Source organism: Thermococcus sp. ES12, from assembly GCF_012027515.1.
GTDB classification, from domain to species: domain Archaea; phylum Methanobacteriota_B; class Thermococci; order Thermococcales; family Thermococcaceae; genus Thermococcus; species Thermococcus barossii.
Genome location: NZ_SNUP01000065.1, coordinates 1 through 449 on the forward strand (window position 1 = coordinate 1; position 449 = coordinate 449).

The 449-nt window shown below is 36.1% G+C and carries 1 protein-coding gene; it reads right to left on the reverse strand.

Going from position 1 to position 449, the window contains the following annotated elements; translation table 11 throughout:
- Positions 1-265, reverse strand: a 265-nt coding sequence (locus E3E37_RS11050; protein ID WP_167717394.1) for a hypothetical protein, incomplete at its 3' end; no start/stop codon positions are given.
- Positions 266-449 lie beyond the last annotated feature (184 nt).

The window sequence follows — 449 nt, forward strand, 5'->3', positions numbered from 1 at the left end:
TTCCTTTCTTGGTTACGTTCAAAACTTGCCCCCTTGGTATAAATCCTAAATACTTTACGGGGAAATTCTTTGAATACATCACAATTACATCAGAAATTCCTTTAACTTCTGGTCCTGCAAATATTCCCTCGATTTTATGTCTAATTTTAAATATAGCCTCAACAAGCTCCAGAATACAACGGTTTTTGTTAAACCCGCCAATATACACTACCCTCAGAATGGAACTATCTGGACGTTCCCATTTGCTTTCTCTTCTCTGCTTCATATTTCTTACTAATCGAATCTTTGGATAAAATCTAAGGAAATACTCTGCAGCACCTTTAGAGACGGTTATAATAACATCAACATATCTACTTATGAAATGTTGTTCTCTCCACAGTGGCTCTCTGAGAAATTTTGGGATACGACCTCTTAGAAACATATAGCTCCAGATTTCATGTGAGTCATAT